Origin of the sequence: Shewanella sp. ZOR0012 (assembly GCF_000798835.1) — a bacterium.
Taxonomy (GTDB): Bacteria; Pseudomonadota; Gammaproteobacteria; order Enterobacterales; family Shewanellaceae; genus Shewanella; species Shewanella xiamenensis.
In genome coordinates, this window is record NZ_JTLE01000094.1 from 2,068,940 (window position 1) to 2,088,107 (window position 19,168).

A 19,168-nucleotide genomic window follows, 5' to 3' on the forward strand; every position below is an offset into this window, starting at 1 on the left:
TGGTGCCATAAGCGTAAGGCTTAGGGTTGTGGCTCTACGGATACATTTGCACGTCAATCAGATTATGACGCCCAGTAGAGAACCCCAATCTAACCCTTTGCCAACTAAAATGCTAGCCTGCATGGTGTTAGCTTTGTCCATTCTCACACTTCCACCAGAGTACTGGCTAACAGATGCACAATAAAAAAGGCGCCTTAGGCGCCTTTTCGTGTGTTAACGGTTAGATTACCAACCGGTTTTAGCACGCAGCGCTTTGCCGATATCCGCTAACGAGCGGACAGTGGTCACGCCCGCTGCTTCTAATGCAGCAAATTTGTCAGCAGCAGTACCTTTACCGCCAGCGATAATCGCACCCGCGTGACCCATACGCTTACCCGCAGGAGCAGTAACACCCGCGATGTAAGAAACAACTGGTTTAGTCACGTTAGCTTTGATGTATGCCGCCGCTTCTTCTTCAGCAGTACCACCGATTTCACCGATCATTACGATGGCTTCTGTCTGTGGATCGTTTTGGAACATTTCCAATACGTCGATGAAGTTAGTGCCTGGGATTGGGTCACCACCGATACCTACGCAAGTAGATTGGCCGAAACCTTCGTCAGTGGTTTGCTTAACCGCTTCATAGGTCAGCGTACCAGAACGAGAAACGATACCCACTTTACCTTTTAAGTGGATGTGACCTGGCATAATACCAATCTTACATTCACCTGGGGTGATAACACCTGGGCAGTTTGGACCGATCATGCGAACGCCAGTTTCTTCTAGCTTCACTTTCACTTCCAGCATATCCAGTGTTGGGATACCTTCAGTGATACAAACGATAAGCTCAATACCACCGTCGATAGCTTCGAGGATAGCGTCTTTACAGAAAGGCGCTGGAACGTAGATAACAGAAGCCGTTGCGCCAGTCGCAGCCACAGCGTCTTTCACAGTGTTGAACACTGGCAGACCTAAGTGCTCGCTGCCGCCTTTACCTGGAGATACACCACCGACCATTTGCGTACCGTAATCGATAGCTTGTTGAGAGTGGAAAGTACCTTGACCACCGGTAAAGCCTTGGCAAATTACCTTGGTATCTTTGTTAATTAATACAGACATTATTTGCCCTCCGCAGCTTTAACTACTTGCTCAGCCGCATCAGTCAGACTGTTAGCTGCAATGATATCAAGACCTGATTTAGCTAATACTTCACGGCCTAATTCAGCGTTAGTACCTTCTAAACGCACTACAACTGGAACTTTAACGCCAACTTCTTTAACCGCGCCAATGATACCTTCTGCGATCATGTCACAACGTACGATACCACCGAAGATGTTAACCAGAACGGCTTTCACATTGCTGTCAGACAGAATGATCTTGAATGCTTCAGCAACACGTTCTTTCGTCGCGCCACCACCTACGTCGAGGAAGTTAGCTGGCTTGCCACCGTGCAGGTTAACGATGTCCATCGTACCCATCGCCAGACCAGCACCGTTCACCATACAACCTACGTTTCCGTCCAACGCAACATAGTTCAGTTCGAACATTGCAGCGTGAGCTTCACGGGCGTCATCCTGTGATGGATCGTGCATTGCTTTGATTTTTGGTTGACGGAACAGTGCGTTGCCATCAATACCAATTTTGCCGTCTAAGCAGTGCAGGTTACCTTCAGTGGTGATAACCAGTGGGTTGATTTCCAGCAGTGCGAAATCGTGATCAACGAACATCGTTGCCAGACCCATGAAAATCTTGGTGAATTGCTTCATTTGAGTTGGGTTTAAGCCCAGTTTGAAGCCAAGATCACGCGCTTGGTATGGCTGAGGACCCGTCAGGGGATCGATGATCGCTTTGTGAATGAGTTCTGGCGTTTCTTCGGCCACTTTCTCAATCTCAACACCGCCTTCAGTTGATGCCATAAACACCACACGACGGGTGCTACGGTCAACTACTGCACCTAAGTACAGTTCGTTAGCGATGTCGGTGCAGCTTTCTACTAAAATTTTAGCAACTGGCTGACCTTTCTCATCTGTTTGATAAGTCACCAGATTTTTGCCTAACCAGTGTTCGGCAAAGGCTCTGATTTCTTCTTTATCGCCAGTGACTTTAACGCCACCCGCTTTACCGCGGCCGCCTGCGTGTACTTGACACTTAACAACCCATAAATTTCCGCCAATACGGCCAGCTGCTTCTACAGCTTCTTGGGCTGTATCACAAGCAAAACCTTCTGACACTGGTAAACCATATTCGGCAAATAAGGATTTTGCCTGATACTCATGCAAATTCATGATGATCTATCCGTATACTTCTAATCAAATCCAACTGGCCCGTTTGGACCAGTCACGAGGGTATGTCTTACTTTTGTCTTTAATAAACTCTTTAAACTGAATCGTTTATAGAGTTGGATTACAGATCAAGCAGCAGACGAGTTGGGTCTTCCAAGAAGTCTTTAATGGCGACTAAGAAGCCAACTGACTCACGGCCATCAATAATACGATGGTCATATGAGAGAGCTAGGTACATCATGGGCAGGATTTCAACCTGACCATTGACTGCCATTGGGCGATCTTTAATGGCGTGCATGCCTAAAATCGCGCTTTGTGGCAGGTTTAAAATTGGGGTAGACATTAACGAGCCAAATACACCACCGTTAGTCACAGTGAAGTTACCGCCCGTCATATCAGCCACAGTCAGCTTGCCATCACGGCCTTTGATCGCCAGATCGCGTACTGCTTTTTCGATATCAGCCAGGCTCATGGTATCGGTGTCACGTAGCACTGGTGTTACCAGACCACGCGGCGTAGATACTGCGATGCTCACATCAAAATAGTTGTGATAAACGATATCGTCACCGTCGATTGACGCGTTCACTTCAGGGAAGCGTTTCAGGGCTTCAGTCACCGCTTTCACGTAGAAAGACATGAAACCTAAACGGATTCCGTGGCGCTTTTCAAAGATATCTTGGTATTGCTTACGGATATCCATGATGGGCTTCATGTTCACTTCGTTGAAGGTCGTGAGCATCGCGGTAGAGTTTTTCGCTTCTAATAAACGGTTAGCGATAGTCTTACGTAAACGTGTCATTGGTACACGTTTCTCGCTGCGACCCGCCGCTAAAGGTTGTACCGCAGGAGCCGCAGGTGCTACAGCCGCTTTAGGTGCAGACTTGATAAAGGCTTCAACGTCTTCTTTAGTGATACGTCCACCCACACCAGTGCCCTTCACTTTGCTAGCATCAACATTGTGTTCAGCCAGTAAACGGCGTACTGATGGGCTTAACGCATCGTTAGACTCTTCTGTCGCAGCAGCAGGTGCAGCAGCTTCAGCTTGCGCTTTAGTCACTTCTTGTCCAGAAACCGCACCAGCAATGAACTTAGCAATCACTTGCTCGCCCAGAACGGTGTCGCCTTCGTGGAATAGAAATTCACCAATATGACCATCTTCTGGTGCAACCACTTCTAGCACCACTTTGTCAGTTTCAATATCAACCAGATTTTGATCACGAGAAACTTGTTCACCCACTTTTACGTGCCAAGTGGCGATAGTTGCGTCGGCAACAGATTCTGGCAGTACGGGTACCTTGATTTCGATACTCATGAAAAACGATCCTTTTTATAAAATGTCTATGACTACAGTCTTATCAATTAGAGCTTTAACGCACTGTTCACTAAAGATTCTTGTTGGTGAGCATGCAGCTCTGGGTAACCACAAGCTGGTGCAGCAGACGCTTCACGGCCAGCATAGGTCAGTTTTGCACCCGCAGGGATAGCAGCCCAGAAGTGATGTTGGCTAGAGTACCAAGCACCTTGGTTTTGCGGCTCTTCCTGACACCATACAAAATCCTTCACATGTTGGTAATCAGCTAAGGCTGCAACCATTTCTTCATGCGGGAACGGATATAACTGTTCGACACGGATTATTGCGACGTTATTGATATTTTCTTTACGGCGTTTTTCCAGCAGCTCGAAGTATACCTTACCGCTACAGAACACCACGCGATCGACCTTGCTCGCCTCTAACGTATCGATTTCTCCGATCACGTTTTGGAAGCTGCCATTAGCCAATTCTTCCATGCTAGAAACCGCTAATGGGTGACGTAGCAATGATTTAGGTGACATCACGACCAGTGGACGACGCATTGGGCGCACCACTTGGCGACGCAGCATATGGTAAACCTGAGCTGGCGTTGATGGCACACACACTTGCATGTTGTGGTTAGCACATAGCTGCAAGAAACGCTCTAAACGGGCGCTTGAGTGTTCTGGACCTTGGCCTTCATAGCCATGTGGTAACAGCATGGTCAGACCGCATAAACGGCCCCACTTCTGCTCACCAGAGGACAAGAACTGGTCGATAACCACTTGCGCACAGTTGGCAAAGTCACCGAATTGGGCTTCCCAAATCGCCAGACCGCCGGGTTCTGCGGTTGCATAACCGTATTCGAAGGCGAGTACTGACGCTTCAGACAATACTGAGTCAGTGATGTCGATTGGGCCTTGGTTTTCGGCAATATTACGCAATGGTAAATACGTAGTCGCATCGTTTTGGTTGTGCAGAACCGCATGACGGTGGAAGAAGGTTCCACGACCAGAGTCTTGACCAGTAATACGAACACGTTGTTTATCTTCAAGAATCGTTGCGTAAGCTAAGGTTTCAGCAAAACCCCAGTCGAGTAACTTCTCACCTTTTGCCATCGCGACGCGGTCACTATAAATCTTAGCAACACGGGATTGCAGTGAATGGCTTTCAGGCACGTAGCTCAATTTATCGGCTAGTTTCTGCAAACGTTCGATAGGCAGTGAAGCGTCATAGGCTTCATCCCATTCGCGACCAATGTAAGGAGTCCAATCCACGGTGTGCAGTGTCATTGGACGCCATTCTTTCACTACGCAATCACCTTGATCTAAGGCATCACGATAAGTGTTGATCATGCTAGTCACATCATCGGCAGCAATGGTGTTTTCTGCGATCAGTTTGTCAGCGTAAATCTTACGTGGCGTTGGGTGTTTCTTGATCTTGGCATACATCAGTGGCTGAGTTGCACTTGGCTCATCAGCTTCGTTGTGGCCATGACGGCGGTAACACACTAAATCAATCACCACATCACGTTTAAATTCGTTACGGTAATCAACGGCCAACTGCGCAACAAAGGCAACCGCTTCTGGATCGTCTGAATTTACGTGGAAAATCGGCGCCTGTACCATCTTAGCGATGTCAGTACAGTATTCAGTTGAACGCACATCGTGGTGATTTGAAGTGGTAAAGCCCACTTGATTGTTAACAACGATGCGGATACTACCACCCACTTTAAAGCCACGGGTCTGAGACATGTTGAATGTCTCTTGTACGATACCTTGACCAGTAATGGCAGAGTCACCGTGGATAGTGATTGGCATCACCTGTAAACCATCTTTACAACCGCGGCGGTCTTGACGAGCACGTACAGACCCCATAACCACAGGGTTAACGATTTCAAGGTGAGACGGGTTAAAGGCAAGCGCTAAATGCACATTGCCACCCGGTGTTTCAAAGTCAGATGAAAAACCTTGGTGGTATTTCACGTCACCAGAACCATGAGTATCAGCATGCTTACCCGCAAACTCATCAAACAGTTCAGCAGGACGCTTACCTAATACGTTCACAAGGACGTTCAAACGACCACGGTGAGCCATACCGACGACGATTTCTTTAGTGCCCGCTTCACCTGCACGATAAATAATTTCGCGCATCATAGGTACTAGTGCATCACCGCCTTCTAACGAGAAACGTTTCGCACCAGGGAATTTAGCACCTAAGTATTTTTCAATGCCTTCAGCAGCATTTAGGCCTTCAAGAATGCGGGTCTTAACGTTTTTATCGTAGTTAGCTTTACCTAAGGATGGTTCGAGACGTTGTTGGATCCAACGCTTTTCATCGGTGTCGGTAATATGCATGTATTCGGCGCCGATAGAACCACAGTAAGTGGCTTTTAGCGCTTTGACTAAATCAGCCAACTTCATGGTTTCGCCGCCATGGGCGAATGAGCCAGTGTTGAACTCACGCTCCATGTCTTCTTTAGTTAGACCGTGGAATGCGGGATCTAAATCGGCAACAGGTTCACGTTTCCACAAACCTAACGGGTCAAGGTTAGCACCTTGGTGACCACGGAAACGGTGGGCGTTGATTAGCTGTAGCACTTTAACTTGCTTAGCATCCAACTCAGGATCGGTCACACGAGCTGCGCTCTTATGACGTCCTTCCATCGCTAAACTGCGAAAATAATCACGTACTTTTGAGTGGGCCGCTTCTGGCGCGTCTTTAGAGGCACCGTTCACCGGAGGGAGATTATCAAAAACCGCACGCCAATCGTCAGAAACTGACTGAGGGTCTTCTTGATAGGCTTCATACATCTCTTCTACGTAGGTCGAATTTGCACCACTTAAGTGAGATGATTCGAGCCAGGCTTTCATGATGCCTTGGTGCATTTCTATTCCTTTCAAACTTTATACACGTGCTTAGCCATAGTTTTTTTATGTGATCTCAGGTCAGGACCTTTGATACATAATTTCTGCCGCCCCTAGAATATCCAGATTTCACGGCGCGTTGTCTTCCATTACATACACAAAAGAGCCACCTTCTATGCCCAGAAAGTGACTCTTTGAGAGCTATATTATTATTGATTTCAGCTCAGGTTCTCGCATTACACCGCTCGCTTAAGCAGCATTGACTTAATATGACCGATTGCTTTGGTCGGATTAAGTCCTTTTGGACAAACGTCAACGCAGTTCATGATGCCGTGGCAACGGAATACGCTGTAGGCGTCGTCCAGCTCAGAAAGACGTTCTTCTGTTGCTGTATCGCGACTGTCGATCAAGAAACGGTAAGCATGCAGCAGACCGCTAGGACCGATAAACTTATCAGGATTCCACCAGAATGATGGACAAGCCGTTGAACAACAGGCACACATGATACATTCATAAAGACCATCTAAATGGGCACGTTGTTCAGGTGACTGTAAATGTTCACGAGCAGGCTGCTTATCATCGTTGATAAGGAAGGGTTTAATCTTCTCGTATTGCTTGTAGAACTGAGTTAAATCAACCACTAAATCACGTACAACTGGCATACCTGGCAGTGGACGGATTTCCAACTTCTTACCTTTAAAAGTAGAGATTGGGGTAATACAAGCCAGACCGTTTTTACCGTTCATGTTCAGGCCATCGCTGCCACAAACACCTTCGCGGCAAGAGCGACGGAACACTAAGGTTGGGTCTTGTTCTTTTAACTTGATCAGTGCATCGAGCACCATCATGTCAGTGCCAGCAGCCACTTCAAGGCTGTAATCCTGCATGTAAGGTTTTGTATCTACATCAGGATTGTAGCGATAAACTGCAAATTCCAATTTCATCTTTGCAACTCCTACTAGTAGGTACGTTTCTTCGGCGGGAAAGCTTCACGCAACTTAGGCGCCATATTCACAGCACGACGGTCCATGGTTTCAGTCACAGGGTCAAACAAACTGTGGCATAGCCAGTTTTCATCGTCACGCTCTAAATAGTCTTCACGTGAGTGAGCACCACGGCTCTCTGTACGGAAGTTAGCAGCATAAGCGGTAGCAATCGCCGTCGCCATCAAGTTGTCTAATTCTAAACACTCGATACGTTGGGTGTTAAACTCACGAGAGTTATCAGACAATTTAGCATTTTCTAAACGCTTACGGATGGCTTTTAACTGCTCTAAACCTTCAGCCATGGCATCGCCACGACGGAATACAGAGAAGTTTAATTGCATGCAAAGTTGTAAATCCTTACGGATTTGCACAGGATCTTCGCCATCTTTATTGTTTTCCCAGCGTTGTAAACGTGCCAGAGAAGCTTGAATATCAGCATCAGTCGCATCCTTAGGATCGGCAGTCTCATCGAGCGCTTTGCCTAAGTGTTGACCTGCTGCACGGCCAAAGACCACTAAATCTAGCAATGAGTTACCGCCTAAGCGGTTCGCGCCATGTACAGACACACAGGCAATCTCACCTACAGCAAACAGACCCACTACGTCTTGCTCAGTGCCGTCAGCATTCTTACGAATAACCTGACCGCTCACCTTAGTTGGCAGACCACCCATCATATAATGACAAGTTGGCAGAACAGGGATCGGACCATCAGCCGGATCGATGTGAGCGAAGGTACGAGATAATTCACACACGCCAGGTAGACGTGCTTCTAAAGTCTCTTTACCTAAGTGATCGAGTTTCAGTAAGCAGTGTGGGCCTAATGGACCATCTAAACCACGGCCTTCACGGATTTCGGTCATCATAGAACGTGCAACTACGTCACGAGATGCCAAATCCTTCGCGTTTGGTGCATAACGCTCCATAAAACGCTCACCGTCTTTGTTTAGCAGGTAACCACCTTCACCACGACAACCTTCTGTCACAAGTACACCCGCACCAGCGATACCAGTTGGGTGGAATTGCCACATTTCCATATCTTGCATCTGAACGCCAGCACGCATTGCCATACCGACACCGTCACCAGTGTTAATGTGAGCGTTAGTGGTAGAAGCGTAGATACGACCAGCACCGCCTGTAGCTAATACAGTGGCTTTGGCTTTGAAGTAAACGATTTCGCCGGTTTCGATTTCAATCGCAGTACAACCTACGATGGCACCGTCTTGGTTCTTCACTAAATCGAGGGCATACCATTCAGAGAACACTTGGGTTTTGTGTTTTACGTTCTGCTGGTATAAGCAGTGAAGCAGTGCGTGACCGGTACGGTCTGCCGCTGCTGCGGTACGAGCCGCTTGTTCACCACCGAAGTTTTTAGATTGACCACCAAAAGGACGTTGGTAAATCTTACCATTTTCGAAACGAGAGAAGGGTAAGCCCATGTGCTCAAGTTCAATAATGGCTTCTGGGCCGGTTTGACACATAAATTCGATAGCGTCTTGGTCACCGATAAAGTCGGAACCTTTTACGGTATCGTACATGTGTTGTTCCCAATGGTCTTCATGGGCGTTACCCAGCGCAACGGTGATACCACCCTGCGCAGACACAGTATGAGAACGGGTTGGGAATACTTTAGATAAAAGCGCACAGCTCTTACCTTCTTTAGAAATCTGTAGTGCTGCACGCATACCTGCACCACCGGCGCCGATCACTACAGCATCAAATTCGCGTACTGGAATACTCACTTAGACACCCCACACAATAACAATGCCGGCCGCTAAATAGCAGAAAACGGTAACGACAAAGGTGAACTGTAAAACACCGCGTAACGATGTGCACTTGACGTAATCCGTCAATACTTGCCATACACCAATCCAAGCGTGAACAAGCAATGCAACTAACGCGAGCAGTGTAAACACTTTCATTGGCAGAGCACTGAAGAGGCCATGCCACACGTCATAGGTGAGAGGGGAACTACATGCAATAAAGCCAACCATGAAAATGGTGTAACAGGCGAGGATTACTGCACTAGCGCGTAGTAGAATAAAGTCATGAACACCACTGCGTCCAAAACTTGCTGCATTGGTTACCATACCCATAACCCCGCTAAAATTGAAAAGGCTACCGTTAACACAAATACAGCTTTCGCTGAGGCGGTGCCCGAAGCCAACTCTTCCCAACGACCGGTATCCATCACTAAGTGGCGCAGGCCACCAAATAAATGGAAGGTCAAAGCAGTCAAAATGCCCCAAATGATGAACTTCACAACAAAGTTATCAAACAGAGATTGAACGCCTGCGAAACTTTCAGCGGAGGCTAAAGATGAATTTAGCAACCAAATAAGAATGCCAACAGCGAACAGCATGATGACACCGGATACACGGTGAAGAATTGACACAATCGCTGTTGCAGGAAAGCGAATGGTCTGCAGATCTAAATGGACAGGTCTTTGCTTTTTCACGTTCTGCTCACTCAGCTCCATTGAGCATTTTTTTTGTTATGTGAACCGCTTTTGTACAAACTTTAAACTGAGTGATTAATCACAGCAAAAGTAAACACAAAAGCAAAGTTTAAACAAACAGATAACTATTTGAACACTCACTCATTTAACATGTAAACAAAGGGTGCTTTAACATCATCGTTTGCAGCCATTATTAGGCGGAGGCAAGTATACTCGCGGGAAATGTCAAATACAAACATCACAGAATGCAAATTTTGTTTTTTTAGGAAAATTTTCGCGTAAGTGCCAGCTGTAGCAAGGAAAGTAAAGCGTTTTATACCATGGTCTAACAAATTTAAACGCTTATTTAAATTGAAATGTGATCTACAATGGCTGTAAAGTAATGGCGGTTTGACATGCCGCACTCACAGATAAGAACGAAGTAAGGAGAACGGGGTATGGCTGATTTAAAAGCCAAATTAGAATTACCAGGGAATGACTCGATAGAGTTGCCAGTAAAGCAAGGATCCGCTGGTTTTGACGTAATCGACATCAGTAAACTTGGCAGCAAAGGTTACTTCACCTTTGATCCGGGTTTTCTTGCGACAGCCTCCTGCGAATCTGCAATTACCTATATTGATGGTGATCAAGGTATATTGTTACACCGCGGCTATCCAATCGAGCAACTTGCCGTTGACTCCGATTACCTAGACCTGTGTTATCTGCTGCTTTACGGTGAACTGCCGACAAAAGAGCAATATGCTGAGTTTGTACACACAGTCAAAACCCACACTATGGTGCATGAGCAAATCGCCTTCTTCTTTAGAGGCTTCCGTCGTGATGCTCATCCTATGGCGATGTTGTGTGGTGTTACTGGTGCATTGTCTGCATTTTATCAAGACTCACTCGATGTCAACGATCCTCGCCACCGCGAAATCGCCGCTTATCGCCTAGTCTCCAAAATGCCAACGATTGCTGCTATGTGCTACAAGTACTCTTCAGGCCAGCCATTCGTTTATCCACGTAATGACTTAAGCTATGCAGGCAACTTCTTAAGCATGATGTTTGCAGTTCCTTGTGAAGAGTACAAGGTAAACCCAATTGTTGAACGTGCTATGGACCGTATCTTCATTCTTCATGCGGATCACGAGCAAAACGCGTCAACGTCAACCGTACGTTTAGCTGGTTCTTCAGGTGCGAACCCATTCGCGTGTATCGCTGCGGGTATTGCTTCTCTATGGGGCCCTGCACACGGCGGCGCGAACGAAGCTTGTCTACAAATGTTAGAGGAAATCGGTTCAGTAGACCGTATTCCTGAATTCATTGCCCGTGCGAAAGACAAGAACGACCCATTCCGTCTGATGGGCTTTGGTCACCGTGTTTACAAAAACTTTGACCCACGTGCCAAAGTGATGCGTGAAACCTGTCACGAAGTGTTAAAAGAGCTGAAAGTACAAGATCCGTTATTAGATGTTGCGATGGAGCTTGAGCGTATTGCGCTTGAAGATGAGTACTTCATTTCGAAGAAACTCTATCCGAACGTTGATTTCTACTCTGGCATCATCATGAAAGCCATTGGTATTCCTACCAGCATGTTCACTGTCCTGTTTGCATTATCGCGTACAGTCGGTTGGATTGCTCACTGGAAAGAAATGTTGGATCAACCAGGTCACAAAATCAGCCGCCCACGTCAGCTTTATACTGGCGAGACGGCCCGTGATTTCGTCGACTTAGATAAACGTTAAACACTGCATTTATCGATTCAAAGCGCCCTAGGGCGCTTTTTTATTGGCTTTTATCTCACTCTAACTCTAAGCATGTTCTACTAAGACAGTAGCCCCTCACCCGATGACATGCTTCTTGCCCCACGATGAAAACTTATTTAGCATTTTTCATCACTTTTTAAACTTTTTAGCTACATATGGCGTATTCATCTTAGCGCAAAATCGTCAAAAATAATAATTAACAAGTAAAAACAGCAACTTAACAAGTGGCACGTTTTATGCTGTTTAGCATCATTATATTCAAACAATAGGTAACAGTTCTTATGGAAAAGTCTAAAATGATTAAGTTCGCCCTACCCGTTTTATTAGTGTCAATGTTGGCGGCTTGTGGTGAAGAGGAAGTAGCTAAAAAAGAAGAAAAATATGCTATTCCCGTTGAAACGACGACCGTGATTCAGGGTAATGTCTCTTCTTTTTACAGTACTACGGCCACCCTTGAAGCCCCACAGGAGGCGAATGTTGTCAGTCGAATCGCTGGCCTAATCGAAGCCATTAATGTGGAAGAAGGCGACCGCGTAAAAAAAGGACAAATACTAGCGGTTATTGATGCCAAACGTCAGCAATATGATTTAGATCGTTCCGAAGCGGAAGTTAAAATCATTGAGCAAGAGTTAAACCGCTTAAAGAAAATGAATAATAAAGAATTTGTTAGCGCTGACTCTATGGCCAAGCTTGAATACAACTTGCAAGCAGCTATTGCTAGACGGGATCTTGCCGAACTACAAGTGAAGGAAAGCCATGTGGTTTCGCCGATTGATGGCATTATTGCCAAGCGGTATGTAAAAGCGGGCAATATGGCTAAAGAGTATGGCGAATTGTTTTATATCGTTAACCAAGATGAATTGCACGGCATTGTGCATCTACCAGAGCAGCAATTAACCAGTTTGCGTTTAGGCCAAGAAGCTCAAGTATTTAGCAATCAACAGAGTAAAAATGCTATCCATGCAACTGTGCTACGTATCAGCCCTGTCGTGGACCCACAAAGCGGCACATTTAAAGTCACCTTGGCCGTACCAAATCAAGACGCCCGCCTAAAAGCGGGGATGTTCACTCGGGTCGAATTAAAATATGACACCCATGAAAATGTGATTACCGTGCCCTACAGCGCCTTAATCAATCAAGATAATAAGCAAGCCTTGTACGTCATTGACGGCACCAATGCTAACCGTCGCGAAGTTCAAATCGGATACCGCGAAGGTGATTTAATTGAAATTGTTTCTGGTATCAAGCCTGGCGAACTCGTCGTTACCCGTGGTCAGCAAAATTTGAAAGACCAGTCCTTAGTTGAAGTCATTACCCCACTCGATTTGGCCTCAGCGAAGAACTGATAGGAGTCTTTCATGTCAATCATTAGCACCTCAGTTAAACGGCCAGTCACGGTATGGATGTTCATGCTGGCCATTATGTTATTCGGTATGGTCGGGTTTTCGCGCTTAGCGGTAAAACTCCTGCCCGATTTAAGCTATCCTACCCTGACGATCCGCACCATGTACGACGGCGCGGCCCCCGTTGAAATTGAGCAACTTGTCTCTAAACCGATTGAAGAAGCCGTCGGCGTGGTTAAAGGCTTACGTAAAATCAGCTCGATTTCTCGCTCAGGCATGTCCGATGTGGTACTCGAGTTTGAATGGGGCACCACTATGGATATGGCAAGTCTCGATGTGCGTGAAAAACTCGACACTATCGCTCTGCCGCTCGATGTTAAAAAGCCATTACTACTGCGCTTTAACCCCAACCTTGATCCTATCATGCGCCTAGCGCTGTCTGTACCAAATGCCACTGAGACAGAGCTCAAACAGATGCGTACCTACGCAGAAGAAGAGCTTAAGCGCCGCCTAGAGGCTCTTTCTGGGGTTGCCGCTGTGCGTTTATCCGGCGGTTTAGAACAGGAAGTGCATATTCAGCTCAATCAGGAAAAATTATCCCAACTCAATTTGAATGCCGATGACATTAAGCGTCGCATCAACGAGGAAAACATCAACTTATCTGCGGGCAAAGTGATCCAAGGCGACCGCGAATATCTGGTACGAACCCTTAATCAATTCAATTCATTGGAAGAACTAGGGCAAGTGATCGTCTATCGCGACGCACAAACCTTAGTACGTCTATTTGAAGTTGCCACCATTACCGATGCCTTTAAAGAGCGCAGCGATATCACCCGTATCGGTAGCCAAGAATCGATAGAACTGGCTATCTATAAAGAAGGCGACGCTAACACTGTCGCGGTCGCCAAAAAATTGCGTGATGAGCTGGTGAAGATCAACAAAGATCCTCAGCAAAACAAACTGGAAGTAATTTACGATCAATCAGAATTTATTGAGAGTGCCGTCAGTGAGGTCACCTCTTCAGCGCTCATGGGCAGTGTGTTAGCCATGCTGGTGATTTATTTGTTCCTGCGCAATATTATCCCGACGCTGATTATCTCTATCTCAATCCCATTCTCAGTGATTGCCACGTTTAACATGATGTACTTTGCCGATATCAGCTTAAACATCATGTCATTAGGCGGTATTGCGCTGGCGATTGGTCTGTTGGTTGACAACGCGATTGTAGTACTCGAAAACATCGACCGCTGCCGCAGTGAAGGCATGAGTAAATTGGATGCTGCGGTAACGGGCACAAAGGAGGTTGCTGGCGCGATTTTCGCCTCGACAATGACGACGCTCGCGGTGTTTGTTCCCTTAGTTTTTGTCGACGGTATTGCTGGCGCCCTCTTTTCAGATCAAGCCTTAACGGTGACCTTTGCGCTCTTGGCCTCCTTGCTGGTTGCGTTAACCTCGATTCCTATGCTGGCCTCACGGGAAGGATTTAAAGCTTTGCCGGAGCTCATGAATAAAACGCCGAAGGAAAAACCGACCACTAAACTTGGCAAATTAAAACACTATAGTGCGACCGTGTTTTCCTTCCCGATTGTGTTGCTATTTAGTTACTTGCCGAGTGCCTTACTCACCTTAGTGTTGATTATTGGCCGCTTCTTTTCGTGGTTGTTTGGCTTAGTGATGCGCCCGCTGAGCAATGGCTTTAATGTTGTGTACCACAGTATAGAGTCTATTTACCATAAGCTACTGGCTTTGGCGCTGCGTAAGCAAATCATGACGTTACTACTGACGATTGGGATCACTGGTGCCTGTATTAGCTTGCTTCCCCGTTTAGGAATGGAATTAATTCCACCGATGAACCAAGGGGAATTCTATGTTGAAATACTGCTACCACCCGGCACTGCTGTGGGTGAAACCGATAGGGTCTTGCAACAACTGGCGATGTCGATTAAAGACAGACCAGAAGTGAAACATGCCTACAGCCAAGCGGGTAGCGGAGGGTTAATGACCTCAGATACCGCTCGTGGCGGCGAAAACTGGGGCAGATTACAGGTCGTACTTGGAGATCACAACGCCTATCATCAGGTGACGCAAGTGCTACGAGACACGGCGCGCCGCATCCCCGAGCTTGAGGCAAAAATCGAGCAACCTGAACTCTTTAGCTTTAAGACGCCATTGGAGATTGAGCTAACAGGCTACGATTTAACCTTACTAAAACGCAGTGCCGATAACCTTGTTAAGGCGTTGTCAGCATCTGATCGCTTTGCCGATGTAAATACTAGCCTGCGTGATGGTCAGCCAGAATTGAGCATCCGTTTCGATCATGCTCGTTTAGCCGCATTAGGAATGGATGCCCCTACGGTTGCTAATCGCATTGCCCAACGTGTTGGTGGCACTGTCGCCAGTCAATATACGGTTCGTGACCGCAAGATTGATATTCTCGTTCGGAGTCAACTGGATGAGCGGGATCAAATTAGCGACATCGATACCTTAATTATCAACCCAGACAGCTCCCAACCCATAGCCCTTAGCGCAGTAGCAGAAGTATCACTGCAATTAGGCCCATCGGCGATTAACCGTATCAGTCAACAAAGGGTGGCCTTGGTATCGGCAAACCTTGCCTACGGCGACTTAAGTGATGCCGTAGCCCAGGCGCAGCAGATCCTGTCTACGCAGGTATTGCCGGCATCGGTGCAAGCCCGTTTCGGTGGCCAGAATGAGGAAATGGAGCATTCATTCCAATCACTAAAAATTGCATTGATCCTAGCGGTGTTCTTGGTATACCTCGTGATGGCAAGCCAATTTGAGTCACTGTTGCATCCGCTGCTGATATTATTTGCTGTGCCCATGGCACTGGCTGGAAGTGTGCTTGGTCTTTATATCACCCAAACCCATCTAAGCGTGGTGGTCTTTATTGGCCTTATCATGCTGGCGGGGATCGTCGTCAATAATGCCATTGTATTAGTGGATAGAATAAATCAACTACGTGCAGAGGGCGTGCAGAAGCTTGAAGCCATTAAAGTCGCAGCTAAATCCCGTCTTCGCCCGATTATGATGACAACACTCACCACTGTACTAGGTCTGCTCCCTATGGCATTAGGGCTAGGCGATGGCTCAGAAGTTCGCGCACCAATGGCGATTACCGTGATATTTGGCTTGAGCTTATCGACGTTATTAACCTTGATTGTGATCCCAGTGCTCTATGCCCTGTTTGACAGTAAAGAGTTTACGCATACCGCCAATGAGCAAGACAACACGGCAGAAACTGCGGAGGCTCGCCTATGAACCTCACCCATCTAGCGATAAAGCGCCCTGTCACCACCAGCATGTTTTTCTTTGCTATCTTGCTGTTTGGTCTGGCTTCTAGCCGTCTATTACCGCTCGAAATGTTCCCCGGTATCGATATTCCGCAGATTGTCGTGCAAGTGCCTTACAAAGGCTCGACTCCTGCAGAAGTGGAACGCGATATCACTAAGGTGCTCGAAGAGTCGCTCGCCACCATGGGCGGTATCGATGAACTTGAATCAGAGTCCTCCCAAGAGGGCGCTGAAATTGAAATCAATATGAAATGGGGCGAAAACGTTGCCACAAAAAGCTTAGAAGCACGCGAAAAAATCGATGCCGTGCGGCATTTATTGCCCAAGGATGTTGAGCGGGTATTTATCCGCCAATTTTCTACGGCCGATATGCCCGTTTTGACCATACGCATTTCGAGCGACCGCGAGCTCTCTGGTGCATTCGATTTACTCGATAAGCAGCTAAAACGACCATTAGAGCGGGTAGAGGGCGTCTCTAAGGTGAGTCTCTATGGGGTTGAACAAAAGCAGATTGAAGTGCGGATCAATGCAAATAGACTCGCCGCAAGCGGTTTTTCAGCGACTGAATTACAAGCTCGTCTCGGGCGCGAAAACTTCGTGTTAAGTGCTGGCACCTTGAGAGAAAGTAACCTCGTTTATCAAGTCTCCCCTAAGGGGGAATTTAGAAACCTTGAGGATATTAAGGCGTTAGTATTAGTTCCAGGCTTAACCTTAGGTGATGTGGCCGATGTGCAGTTTTCTCTACCTGAGCGCAGTGAAGGACGTCATCTAGATCAACACTATGCTGTGGGTCTGGATGTGTTTAAGGAGTCTGGTGCAAACTTGGTGGACGTGTCTGATCGCGTGCTTAAGGTGATTGAACAGGCCAAACAAGACCAACAATTTCAAGGTATTCGCTTGTTTATTATGGAAGATCAAGCCTCAGGCGTGAAATCCTCTTTATCAGATCTACTGCTGTCGGGATTGATCGGTGCGTTGTTATCATTTGTCGTGCTTTATCTGTTCCTAAGAAACTTCAAGATGACCCTAATTGTGGTGTCATCAGTACCAATTTCTATCGGTATGACGTTAGCCGCCATGTATCTGCTCGGTTACAGCTTGAATATTCTATCGATGATGGGCTTGTTATTGGCTGTAGGTATGCTTATCGATAACGCCGTTGTGGTCACCGAAAGTGTACTGCAAGAAAAACAAGGTAACTCACTCAAAACCAGCGCCCAAGATAATGAAAACGCCGTTATGACGGGGGTCGATAAGGTGAGTCTTGCGGTACTGGCGGGTACTATGACTACAGCGATTGTGTTTTTACCCAATATTTTTGGGGTAAAAGTTCAGCTGACTATTTTCCTTGAGCATGTAGCAATTGCGATTTGTATTTCGCTGGCAGCATCACTTTTGGTGGCTAAAACATTAATTCCATTGATGTTGACTAAGTTCCACTTTGAGATTGCACCAGAGAAATCTGCGGGTAAATTGCAAAGTTTCTACAATCGCAGTCTTAATTGGGTGCTTCTCAGACCTTGGCGTTCAGGGCTGATCGCCATCGCGATTCTCGCATCTACCGCCCTGCCCTTGTCAATGGTCAAGCAGGATCAAGAGGACAGTCAAAGTAAAGAGCGAATTTACATTAACTACCAAGTTGAAGGGCGCCATAATCTCAACGTGACCGAAGCGATGGTGGGTCAAATGGAGGAGTATCTTTATAAAAATAAAGAAAAATTCCATATTGACTCTGTGTATAGCTACTATGCTCCCGACGAAGCCTCATCGGTCATCTTATTGAAAAAAGATCTGCCCATGTCCCTTGATGAACTGAAGAAGAATATTCGCAGTGGCTTTCCTAAGTACTCCATCGCTAAACCTCAGTTTGGCTGGGGTGACGATAACTCGGGTGTACGCGTCACCCTCACAGGACGTTCCACCTCAGAGCTTATCTATTTGAGTGAACAAGTGTTGCCATTACTCTCGACGATCAAAGGCTTAGTGGATGTACGTTCTGAAGTCAACGGTGCTCAGCAGGAAGTGGTTATCCGTATTAATCGGCAAATGGCGGCAAGACTGGATTTAAAACTGAACGAAGTAGCTTCCAGCATTTCAATGGCACTAAGAGGGACACCACTGCGCTCATTTAGGCACGATCCAAACGGGGAACTGCGTATCGAAATGGCCTATGAGAAGGAATGGCAAAAATCCCTCGATAAGCTTAAGCAATTGCCGGTAGTGCGAATTGATCAACGCCTTTACACACTTGATAACCTTGCCAGTATCGAAATCCAACCTAGATTCGATACCATCAAGCACTATAATCGCCAAACTTCGCTGTCTATCGGAGCGAACTTGGATAATCTCACCACGGAGGAAGCCCAAACTAAGATCAAACAAGTGATGGAGAATGTGCGTTTTCCTGATGGCTATAACTATTCGCTACGGGGCGGTTTTGAACGCCAAGATGAAGACCAAAGTATCATGGCAATCAATATGTTACTTGCTATCGCCATGATTTACATCGTGATGGCGGCACTATTTGAGTCCTTGTTATTACCGACGGCCATTATTACCTCAATCCTCTTCTCGATAACCGGGGTGTTTTGGGCGTTGCTGCTCACAGGCACGCCTATGTCGGTCATGGCGATGATCGGTATCCTGATTTTAATGGGTATAGTGGTTAATAACGGTATCGTCTTGGTCGATCAAATCAACCAAATGACACCCGATCTCGATAAGCTGTCGGACACCATTCGCGAAGTGTGTATTACCCGTTTACGTCCGGTGTTAATGACGGTTGGAACCACAGTACTGGGCCTTGTTCCATTGGCCATGGGCGATACCCAAATTGGTGGCGGCGGCCCGCCATATTATCCGATGGCAATTGCCATTATTGGCGGCTTGTCTTTCTCAACCGTAACTAG

At 46.7% G+C, this 19,168-nt stretch carries 12 protein-coding genes; 4 read left to right on the forward strand and 8 right to left on the reverse strand.

What is annotated here, in order from left to right:
- Nucleotides 1-225: 225 nt before the first annotated feature.
- From sucD to sdhC, 8 genes are all read right to left on the reverse strand, one after another.
- The gene (sucD, locus tag L976_RS10665) at nt 226-1,098 is read right to left on the reverse strand and encodes a succinate--CoA ligase subunit alpha (protein ID WP_037417452.1); all 873 of its coding nucleotides are present in this window, start codon (nt 1,096-1,098) and stop codon (nt 226-228) included.
- Nucleotides 1,098-2,264: an ADP-forming succinate--CoA ligase subunit beta gene (sucC, locus tag L976_RS10670; protein ID WP_037417455.1), complete on the reverse strand. Its 1,167-nt coding sequence runs from the start codon at nt 2,262-2,264 to the stop codon at nt 1,098-1,100. Before sucC ends, sucD begins: the two co-directional genes overlap by 1 nt.
- A gap of 118 nt (nt 2,265-2,382) precedes the next feature.
- The gene (gene odhB / locus L976_RS10675) at nt 2,383-3,573 is read right to left on the reverse strand and encodes a 2-oxoglutarate dehydrogenase complex dihydrolipoyllysine-residue succinyltransferase (RefSeq protein WP_037425611.1); all 1,191 of its coding nucleotides are present in this window, start codon (nt 3,571-3,573) and stop codon (nt 2,383-2,385) included.
- A 47-nt stretch (nt 3,574-3,620) separates the two neighbouring features.
- Nucleotides 3,621-6,440, reverse strand: coding sequence for a 2-oxoglutarate dehydrogenase E1 component (gene sucA, locus L976_RS10680; RefSeq protein ID WP_037417459.1), 2,820 nt, complete (start codon nt 6,438-6,440; stop codon nt 3,621-3,623).
- A 215-nt stretch (nt 6,441-6,655) separates the two neighbouring features.
- Nucleotides 6,656-7,363 carry a succinate dehydrogenase iron-sulfur subunit gene (locus L976_RS10685; protein WP_037417461.1) on the reverse strand — a complete coding sequence of 236 codons (708 nt, stop codon included), beginning with the start codon at nt 7,361-7,363 and terminating at the stop codon, nt 6,656-6,658.
- 14 nt (nt 7,364-7,377) lie between these two features.
- Nucleotides 7,378-9,144 (reverse strand): succinate dehydrogenase flavoprotein subunit, encoded by a 1,767-nt coding sequence (gene sdhA / locus L976_RS10690; RefSeq protein ID WP_047536607.1) that lies wholly within the window; start codon nt 9,142-9,144, stop codon nt 7,378-7,380.
- Nucleotides 9,145-9,492 (reverse strand): succinate dehydrogenase, hydrophobic membrane anchor protein, encoded by a 348-nt coding sequence (gene sdhD / locus L976_RS10695; protein ID WP_011622411.1) that lies wholly within the window; start codon nt 9,490-9,492, stop codon nt 9,145-9,147.
- A complete protein-coding gene (sdhC, locus tag L976_RS10700; protein WP_037417467.1) occupies nt 9,486-9,881 on the reverse strand; it encodes a succinate dehydrogenase, cytochrome b556 subunit in 396 nt (131 codons plus the stop codon). The genes sdhD and sdhC overlap by 7 nt, the downstream gene beginning before the upstream one ends.
- Nucleotides 9,882-10,297: 416 nt before the next feature.
- Between sdhC and L976_RS10705 the strand changes: the two genes are divergently transcribed.
- From L976_RS10705 to L976_RS10720, 4 genes are all read left to right on the forward strand, one after another.
- Nucleotides 10,298-11,584 (forward strand): citrate synthase, encoded by a 1,287-nt coding sequence (locus tag L976_RS10705; RefSeq protein ID WP_011072025.1) that lies wholly within the window; start codon nt 10,298-10,300, stop codon nt 11,582-11,584.
- A 302-nt stretch (nt 11,585-11,886) separates the two neighbouring features.
- Nucleotides 11,887-12,951: an efflux RND transporter periplasmic adaptor subunit gene (locus tag L976_RS10710; RefSeq protein ID WP_037417471.1), complete on the forward strand. Its 1,065-nt coding sequence runs from the start codon at nt 11,887-11,889 to the stop codon at nt 12,949-12,951.
- 12 nt (nt 12,952-12,963) lie between these two features.
- On the forward strand, nt 12,964-16,227 hold the full coding sequence (locus L976_RS10715; protein WP_047536609.1) for an efflux RND transporter permease subunit: 3,264 nt from the start codon (nt 12,964-12,966) through the stop codon (nt 16,225-16,227).
- Nucleotides 16,224-19,168: efflux RND transporter permease subunit (locus tag L976_RS10720; RefSeq protein WP_047540383.1), on the forward strand; the 2,945-nt coding region annotated here is incomplete at its 3' end. The genes L976_RS10715 and L976_RS10720, both read left to right, overlap by 4 nt.

Excerpts from the sequence above, each read along its gene's own strand:
- L976_RS10710 (WP_037417471.1), top strand. The coding sequence starts at position 11,887 with ATGGAAAAGTCTAAAATGATTAAGTTCGCCCTACCCGTTTTATTAGTG.
- sucD (WP_037417452.1), bottom strand. The coding sequence starts at position 1,098 with ATGTCTGTATTAATTAACAAAGATACCAAGGTAATTTGCCAAGGCTTT.
- sdhD (WP_011622411.1), bottom strand. The coding sequence starts at position 9,492 with ATGGTAACCAATGCAGCAAGTTTTGGACGCAGTGGTGTTCATGACTTT.
- L976_RS10685 (WP_037417461.1), bottom strand. The coding sequence starts at position 7,363 with ATGAAATTGGAATTTGCAGTTTATCGCTACAATCCTGATGTAGATACA.
- sucA (WP_037417459.1), bottom strand. The coding sequence starts at position 6,440 with ATGCACCAAGGCATCATGAAAGCCTGGCTCGAATCATCTCACTTAAGT.
- L976_RS10705 (WP_011072025.1), top strand. The coding sequence starts at position 10,298 with ATGGCTGATTTAAAAGCCAAATTAGAATTACCAGGGAATGACTCGATA.
- L976_RS10715 (WP_047536609.1), top strand. The coding sequence starts at position 12,964 with ATGTCAATCATTAGCACCTCAGTTAAACGGCCAGTCACGGTATGGATG.
- sdhC (WP_037417467.1), bottom strand. The coding sequence starts at position 9,881 with ATGGAGCTGAGTGAGCAGAACGTGAAAAAGCAAAGACCTGTCCATTTA.
- sucC (WP_037417455.1), bottom strand. The coding sequence starts at position 2,264 with ATGAATTTGCATGAGTATCAGGCAAAATCCTTATTTGCCGAATATGGT.
- odhB (WP_037425611.1), bottom strand. The coding sequence starts at position 3,573 with ATGAGTATCGAAATCAAGGTACCCGTACTGCCAGAATCTGTTGCCGAC.